Annotated in this window: 6 protein-coding genes and 1 pseudogene; 5 read left to right on the forward strand and 2 right to left on the reverse strand. The window is 50.2% G+C overall.

Annotation, left to right across the window (positions count from 1 at the left end):
* The 5 genes and pseudogenes from AC14M5_RS23085 to AC14M5_RS23105 all read left to right on the forward strand — a co-directional run.
* Positions 1-315: pseudogene (locus tag AC14M5_RS23085) on the forward strand (FAD-binding and (Fe-S)-binding domain-containing protein); the annotation flags it as partial.
* A gap of 9 nt (positions 316-324) precedes the next feature.
* Entirely contained in the window at positions 325-1,212 is an 888-nt protein-coding gene (locus AC14M5_RS23090) for a hypothetical protein (protein WP_484032079.1), read from the forward strand.
* Between the two features lie 50 nt (positions 1,213-1,262).
* Positions 1,263-2,192 (forward strand): SDR family oxidoreductase, encoded by a 930-nt coding sequence (locus AC14M5_RS23095; protein WP_484032080.1) that lies wholly within the window; start codon positions 1,263-1,265, stop codon positions 2,190-2,192.
* A 294-nt stretch (positions 2,193-2,486) separates the two neighbouring features.
* Complete coding sequence (locus AC14M5_RS23100) at positions 2,487-2,972, forward strand: hypothetical protein (RefSeq protein ID WP_484032081.1); 486 nt, start codon at positions 2,487-2,489, stop codon at positions 2,970-2,972.
* Between the two features lie 28 nt (positions 2,973-3,000).
* Positions 3,001-5,340, forward strand: coding sequence for an nSTAND1 domain-containing NTPase (locus tag AC14M5_RS23105; RefSeq protein ID WP_484032082.1), 2,340 nt, complete (start codon positions 3,001-3,003; stop codon positions 5,338-5,340).
* Positions 5,341-5,581: 241 nt separating this feature from the next.
* Here the strand turns inward: AC14M5_RS23105 and AC14M5_RS23110 are convergent, their stop codons facing one another.
* Both AC14M5_RS23110 and AC14M5_RS23115 read right to left on the reverse strand, forming a co-directional pair.
* Positions 5,582-7,231, reverse strand: coding sequence for a hypothetical protein (locus AC14M5_RS23110; protein WP_484032083.1), 1,650 nt, complete (start codon positions 7,229-7,231; stop codon positions 5,582-5,584).
* A 2-nt stretch (positions 7,232-7,233) separates the two neighbouring features.
* Positions 7,234-8,371, reverse strand: a 1,138-nt coding sequence (locus AC14M5_RS23115) for a molybdopterin oxidoreductase family protein (protein ID WP_484032084.1), incomplete at its 5' end; no start/stop codon positions are given.

Raw genomic sequence — 8,371 nt, forward strand, 5'->3', positions numbered from 1 at the left:
CCGAACTGCTCCCTCCGCAAACTGGGCTTGGACTCCAAAATGCTCAACATCGCCACACAATGCACGGGGTCCGCGACCGTGCCCCTCAACCTCGGCTGTTGCGCCTTCGCCGGTGACCGCGGACTCCTCTTCCCTGAGTTGACGCAATCCGCCACCGAAAAAGAGACCGCCGAGGTCAACGCGCATGAGTATGCTGGCTACTACTCATCGAATATCCCCTGCGAGATTGGCATGTCCGAAGCGACCGGGAAAGACTATGTTTCGATCGTCTATTTAGTGGAAAAAGCCAGCCGAGAGTCTGCGCAAGAGAATTAAAATAGCTCCATGGATTACGAACTCTACCACGACGAATCACTGGAAGGCGGTTACTGGCACGGCATGTTGTTGGTGCCAGTGACGAGCAAGCCGGATTTTGCCAAGCTTCTACAGACGGCCCGGCTCAACACGCGGCATCATGAAAAGATCGGCATCAAGAATGTCGTCCGCAAGGGACCGATCTACAGCCTCGCCTCGGCGTGGACGCAGATCGGCGCGGCCGGGTTGCGCTCATCCACCAAGGGGCGCGCGGAGCCGGTATTCCTAGGTGAACACGAAAAGGGCGCGCCGCGCTACGAAAAGACCGACCTGCACGGACTGAAGTTCATCCTGTTCCGCGAGCGGGACGCGCACAAACACCTCACCGGGTTTCGGGACCACGCCAGCAAGATCGAGACGACCTTCCGCTTCGGCATCAAGGGCGGACTGCACCTGCTCGGCTCGGATGAAAACCCGATTCACCTCACCCGCATCCATTTCGACGGTCACCAGCATCACCAGCGTCACATTGACCAGGAACGGATCGTTGCGCGGCTGGGCAGTTTGCGCAAGTATTGTACGATCTCGAGACGGCAAGACCTGATCGACGACCGTCACAGCGACCACCGACGGCCGGATGGTCAGGAAGCGGAGGATTGCCAATTCCTGCAATTGACCGATATCCTGATCGGCTGTTTCCGCACGTCGTTGGGCTTCCAAACACGGACCATCCATGCCGAACTCTCTCGTCCCATCCAGACTCTCGTGGATAAATATCACGAAGGCTACGCGCGCATGAAAAAGAGCCGTTGGGCAAATTCGTTTGCGATCAGTCAGTGTTATCTCGAAAACGGAAGGTGGGTCTTCGAGGGCATCCAACGCAATCAAAACGCGAGCAAGCAACCGCAAATGATATAACCCGAAATCTATTTGTCACACAAATCTACCGAAAGGTTGACAGACTCCACATGACCGATCCATCCACCCGACCAGTTCTGATCACCGGTGCCAGCAGTGGCATTGGAAAACACCTCGCCATCCGCCTCGCCGAACGCGGACATCCCGTCTACGCCACGGCGCGGAAGGACTCAGATATGGCGGCGCTGTCCGAAATCCAAAATGTGACGCCGCTACTCATGGATGTGCGGAACGCGGAACAAGTGCAATCGGCATTCGAGCAGGTGACGCGCGCCGGGCGCGGACTGTACGGGCTGGTCAACAACGCCGGCATCGGTCCACTGGGTCTGCTCGCCACGTGGACGGACGAAGAACTGTACGATATTTTTAACGTCAATGTGTTTGGTCCGCACCGCATGACCAATACCTTCGTGCGGCTGTTGATCGAATCGCAGGGGCGGATCGTCAACATCGGCTCACAGGGTGGGATGCTTTCCAAGCGATATTACGGTCCGTATACCATGACCAAACATGCGCTCGAATGTTATACCGAGGTGCTGAACATTGAACTGGGGTCATATGGCGTGCATGTAAGCATCGTCCAGCCGGGAGGGATCATCACGGACATCGGTGAAAAGATGCAGGCGGGGACCCTGTCTCATTTTCAGCGCGCCCAGCCTCCGTTTAAGGAAGAGGCAGACGCCGTCCTCGCCAGTTTCAACGAGCCGGGGCCCGAACCCGATCCCGATGCGCCCGAGTCTGAGTTCAATCGCAAACCATCCTCGCCCGAGATCGTGTGGGAGGCGGTGCAGGACGCATTGTTTAGTGAAAAGCCGAAACTGCACTATCTGGTGGGCACGCACTGGGAGGGCAACCGCGTGATCAACGCCCTGCTCGCCAAACTGCTGGACGAGAACGATAACCCGCAGCACAATTACTCGCGCGAGGAGTTGATCGCGTTGCTGGATAAACATCTGGCGGAGCGAAACGCCGGAGCGTAGACCGGTCGGGTCTTTCTCATTTTCTTGTATAATCCCTGTAAGGAAATACTAATGACAGGGCACACAGAAAAGAAGTCAACTCCATACCCTCTCCCCGCGAAGCGTCCCCGAAGTGATAACGAAGGGGATTGGGAGAGGGACAAACCAACACGCCGATTAATCGTCACAATCAGGGTGAGGTCCTAACCCCGCCCATCCAAAAGTCCGTTTTCATCAGTTACCGACGCTTGAATTTTGAAAAGTGAGCCAAGCAATTCAAATAGCAGGGTGTAAAATTACGGAGGAGAATGTCGTATGGATCCAATTTCACTTGCCCCTCTTGCCATCAGTGCATGGAAATTACTCGAACCGTATGCTATGAAACTGGGAGGCAAACTCGTTGAGAAAGCAAGTGAATCCCTGCCTGACGTAGTGAGCAAAATATGGGACACCGTGAAAGCAAAAATGGAATCCAAACCTGAAACGCAGAACCTGCCTGCGGACTTGGCTAAAGCACCTGATGATGAAGACATACAAGGTGCGTTCAAATATCAACTCAAAAAATTACTTGAGAACGATGAAGCATTTGCAAGGCGACTCGATGAATTGGTCAACGAAGCAAAACAGGTAATATCCTTTTCAGCCGACATGAAGGGCGACGGTGCGATTGCACAGGGAAATGATTCGGTTGCAGTTGGCAGGGGCGGTATTCATATTGGCGGGAATGTTTCAGAAAGCAACATCATCGCGGGGAATGCCAATGTGATCAATGACAAGAAGAAAACAAAGAGAAAGAAATAAAGATTTGCACTAACACCAGGGCATCACAATGGAAAAGAAAAAAGTGCTTCAAAAATTATTGAACGGAACAGCAACAAAGAAGGAAGTTGAGTTGCTAAAACAAGCGCTTGCCAATGGCGAAATTTTCATAGGCAGGGATGTAAATCGTTCTGTTGTAATCATTGGAAGCGGGAATAAAGTTGAACTTACATCCGAGGCTTTGAGCCTTCTCAAGCCTGATGCCTCGATAGAAGAACCTGTTGAAGGCGAGCCACCTTATATGGGCTTGCGTTACTTTGACACTGCCGATGCAGACTTGTTTTATGGTCGCGAGTCATTGACCCGCGAACTCGCCGAGCGTGTTTCAAAAGAATCTTTTCTTGCGATCGTGGGTGCATCGGGAAGCGGGAAATCCTCTGTGGCCCGGGCTGGACTCATCCCTATGTGGAAGAAAGAACATGTAGAGCGAGGCGTAGTCTACGTCATCACGCCTACCGCTCACCCATTGGAGAGTCTTGCCGCCAGTTTGACGCGCGACTCCGTATCAGTTACAGAGACATCCACATTGATTGACGACTTGAAAAATGATGCTCGCGGTCTGCGGCTGCATGTTCGCAAAATGCTGAGTCGTTCGCGAGAGTCGCATATGTTGCTAGTAGTTGACCAATTCGAAGAGATTTTTACCTTATGCACAGATCTCGCCGAGCGTAAGTCATTTATCGAAAATCTTTTATCGCTCGCGGACGAAGAGAATAATGTGGCACACGTGGTTATCACCCTCCGTGCAGATTTCTACCATCTTTGCGATAAATACGAAGGCTTACGTTCCGCGCTAGGCGCTCATCAAGAATTCATTGGCGAAATGACTCAGGATGAATTGCGCGAAGCGATCACCGCGCCCGCAGAAAACAACGGCTGGGGCTTCCAAGCACGCTTGGTGGATTTGATTCTTGAAGACGTTGGCATAGAGCCAGGTGCATTGCCTTTGCTCTCGCATGCTTTACTCGAAACGTGGAAGCGTAAGCAGGGAAACACGCTGACTCTGCAAGGTTACTACGAAGCAGGCCGCGTAAAGAAGGCAATTACCCAAACCGCGGAAAGTGTGTATAACAAACTCTCACAGGAAGATCAAACAATCGCGCGCAATATTATTCTGCGACTGACAGAATTGGGCGAAGGCGGGCAGTATACCCGCCGCCGCGTAAAAATTAAAGAACTGGGGCAAGCCAAAGCGCCGGAAGCAGTAGCAAGAGTTCTTAACACCCTGACCGACGCACGTTTGGTAACAACCGAGCAGGACAGCGCGGAAGTAGCACACGAGGCTCTAATCCGTGAATGGGGAACTCTGCGCAAATGGCTGGATGAAAATCATGAGAGTTTGCTCATTCACAGGCATGTATTTGATAGTTCATTGACATGGGAGCGCAATCAAAAGGACGCAGGTGACTTGTATCGGGGATCTCGGCTGATACAAGCACTCGAATGGGCAAAAAGCCATTCTTCAGAACTGAACACTTTAGAATTAGAGTATATACGGGCTTGCCAAGCCGAACATAGCAAAGAACGGCGGAGAACCCAATCTCGGTGGGCTGGCATCTTAGGAGCAATCGTATTTTCCTTGGTCACTGGAGGATTAGCTCTAACCGGTCAGTTGAATCTCTTCATCTACCGTCCATTATCAATAGAATGGATAACAGTGCCAGCAGGATACTTCCAGATGGGAAGTGACAATGGCGATTCTAGTGAAAGACCTATACACGCTGTATTTCTTGACAGTTTTGAAATTGGGAAATATGAAGTCACTAATGAACAATACTATCAGTGTGTAAAAGCTGGAGTGTGCTCACTTCCTCGAAACGATAGGTATAATTCCTCTGAATATTCTGACCACCCCGTAACAGATGTAAGCTGGATTGATGCCAACGCATTTTGTGAATGGAACGATCGCAATGGCCGCCTACCTTCTGAAGCGGAATGGGAAAAAGCTGCTAGCTGGAACGAAAAGAAACAACAAAAACATATTTATCCATGGGGAAATGACTCGATAGATTGTTCTTTTGCAAATCATCTAGGTGAAAACGGGGCATGTGCAGGAGACACGACCTCAGTTGGAAGTTATCCGGAGGGGCAAAGCCCATATGGCGTTCATGACATGGCAGGTAATGTCTTAGAATGGGTAGCTGATTGGTATAGTGTAAATTACTATGCTACATCGCCGAACTCCAACCCAGTTGGTCCAGCAAGCGGTGAGTATCGTGTTTTGAGAGGAGGTATGTGGAATAGTGGTGAATATAATTTGCGCACATCTACTCGCCTTTGGTATCTCCCATCCTACTCTGATGCAATATTTAGTGGCTTTCGCTGTGCTCGCGACATTGACACCCAATAGACTTTATCAAATCATTATTTAGCTCATCGAGTTTGGGGTGATTAGGAAGGGTCAAACTAATACATCTTCCTCTTCACCTCAACCTCAGGATGCGCCAGCTCATCCTCCCTCGCGGGGAACACCTGCACTGCACACGCCTTGAACTCGAGAATCTTCGCCTCAGGGTCGAGGACGTCGGTCGTCAGGATAGTTGCGGCGTTGTCGGCGAAGTATTCAATACACAGACTTCGACTGTTTGTAATTAGATTAATTCGTCTTGAACCCATCCTTTTGTCTTCCTTGGCTTTTTGCTGGGTTTAACAGCTGCATCTACATCAACATCCTCGGCAGGGATTGGAACGTCAGGATCATACACCATTGAAATTAACCTAAGTTGATCACCTCTTCCTTGTCGCCAAAATTCAACTATTCTCATATCTTTCATTTTTCGCGAGCCTGTGTACTGACTTAAGTCCAGCATATATGCTTCAAAAATTCTTCCCGGACGTTTGCTTACTGTAACTCGCGAGCTAACCTTATGTATTAAGCGCAAATCCATCAATTCTTGGATTAACTCGTAGCGCACCTTATTTTCGTCTTTATCGACAAGAAACACATTTGCTTTTGCACGTTTCAGGCAGAAATCCCTAACCTTCCTAAATTCAGCCTCCAGAAGGGAATTATCATCTAGAGTATCACGTCTTAACTCCTCGCGTTTGGAAGAATCGTAATCACCAGCAGCATGATTGATATCCTCGCTACCAATTTTATTTCCTCGATGCTTTGTATCATGTGTTCGAGCAAAGTCAATTGAACGCCGAAAAATCCCAAGAAAATCCCGGGCTACTCCACCACTAGCTAAAACTAATCGATCAATAGCTTCTTCCACCATAATATCTCTTGGCGAAACTTCAATTTCATCAATAAATCTGTTCAGAATTCTGCTTAGAAAATCCTTCGCTAGTAGATATTTTTCAAGTGACAAATCTAAATCAATTTCATCCGCGTCATCGCCAATCTTAACCCCAACTGGAGGGTTTCCATGAATATACCAATCGGTTCGATGCCGGATTGTTCCTATTTTCAACCAAAGGTTATTACCTTTGCCTATGGAATGAAAATAATCCACGACTCTTGCCTGATCAGAACGTGGAATATGATATAGGTCGTCAAGAAACAAATACGAATCGTCACCAGACAAATCCGCCATTCGTCTGAAGATATTTTGATAATCCATAATGTGACGTCTCAAATAATCTGTTTTTGAGTCCACATACTTTGCTTCTATTTCCTGACCTTGGGAATTAGTAATTTTATTAGTGACTTGCCCAGAGGTGGATACGACTTGTGCTTGCAGACCTCCACTGATCGCTTTATCGGTCGAATTCTCCTCGCCAGAGCGTACTTTCTGAGTTATTTCTACACCATCGGGCGCATAAAGCAAGTTGCTTAATCCTTTAACCTGCGTCCTTAATTCCTCTGCTAACTTTTGGGCTTGTTCTTTATTAAATGGCGGCCGGCTTGGCTCATTTCCAAATAATTTCCAAAAAGTCTTCTTTGTTTGGGGGTGTATCGCTGCTGTTTCAAGCCATATTGCGAATTCTGAAAACGTTTTGATAAGTACACTTAGTAGCACATCAGGATAGGGATGACCCTTGAATGATTCCAAGTCAACATAAGCGATGGGGCGGCGATTAAGTGTTAAATCACTGGCTGCCTTTTTCAGTAAACTTGTTTTCCCAGATCCTCGCCTACCAAAAACAATATGGTGGCGTCTACTTTTAGCCCTTTCCAATGTACCTGCAGCAGGTTCAACAAAACGTGGAATTGTGTCTTCGCTCGCACGAGTAGACTCCTCTATCCGTATAGATAAAGCTGTTATCTTATCTGATGAAAGAAATAGGTTGGCCATATTCAATACCTCCCCCTCTTCACCTCAACCTCAGGATTCGCCAACTCATCTTCCCGCGCCGGGAACACCTGCACCGCGCACGCCTTGAATTCAGGGATCAACGCCTGCGGGTCGAGCGCGTCGTTCGTGAGTAAATTTGCAGCGGCTTCGGCGAAGTGCCACGGGATGAACACCACACCCACTGACGTTTTCTCGGTGACGGTGGCGCGCAGGACAATTTCGCCGCGGCGTGACGTCACACGCACGGGCGTGTTGTTCGTGATACCGTGCATCTCCGCGTCCGCGGGGTGCATCTCCACGCGCGCTTCGGGGTACGCCTCATTCAACGCCGAGTTGCGCGTCATCGTGCCGCCGTGCCAGTGTTCGAGCAGGCGTCCCGTCGTCAAAATGAACGGATACTCGTCATCGGCTTGCTCCATCACCGGCACATAATCCAGCGGGATGAACTTGCCGCGCCCGCTGGGGAACGTCTCTTTGAACAACGTCGGCGTGCCGGGATGATCCATATCCGGCACCGGATATTGCAGACCGACCTTCGCGATGCGCTCATACGTGATGCCCGCGTAATCACTGTTGACGGACGCCATCTCACGCAGGATCTCCTCCGGCGAGGCGTAATCCCATTTGGATGAAGAGCCACGGTTCAATCTACGCTCGAGCCTGGTCGCCAGATCGCAGAGAATTTTCCAATCTGGACGCGCCTGTCCACGGGGCGAAAGAGCCGTCCGCACGCGTTGGACTCTCCTATCCGTGTTGGTGAACGTCCCATCCTTTTCCGCAAACGAAGCCGCGGGCAAGAAGACGTCCGCAAACGCCCCTGACTCGTTGATAAACAAATCCTGCGCCACTAAAAATTCGAGATGCGTCATGTGCTTGCGCGTCTCGTTGAGGTTCGGCTCAGACATCATCGGGTTCTCGCCCATGATGAACAACGCCCGCACCCCACCTTCGTGTGCATGAGAAAGGATCTCTGTCGTTGTGAGACCAAGCTTGCGCGAGAGACCCCCGGGCTCGATGTTCCAGGTCTTCTCCCATTTGACGGCGTTATCTTCATTGTCCACGCGCATGTAGCCGGGATAATGGAACGGCATCGCGCCCATGTCGCTCGCACCCTGCACGTTGTTCTGCCCACGCAGCGGG

Source organism: Candidatus Villigracilis sp., from assembly GCF_057083605.1.

Coding starts and splice junctions, on each gene's coding strand:
- AC14M5_RS23090 (WP_484032079.1), top strand. CDS start 325: ATGGATTACGAACTCTACCACGACGAATCACTGGAAGGCGGTTACTGG.
- AC14M5_RS23095 (WP_484032080.1), top strand. CDS start 1,263: ATGACCGATCCATCCACCCGACCAGTTCTGATCACCGGTGCCAGCAGT.
- AC14M5_RS23100 (WP_484032081.1), top strand. CDS start 2,487: ATGGATCCAATTTCACTTGCCCCTCTTGCCATCAGTGCATGGAAATTA.
- AC14M5_RS23105 (WP_484032082.1), top strand. CDS start 3,001: ATGGAAAAGAAAAAAGTGCTTCAAAAATTATTGAACGGAACAGCAACA.
- AC14M5_RS23110 (WP_484032083.1), bottom strand. CDS start 7,231: ATGGCCAACCTATTTCTTTCATCAGATAAGATAACAGCTTTATCTATA.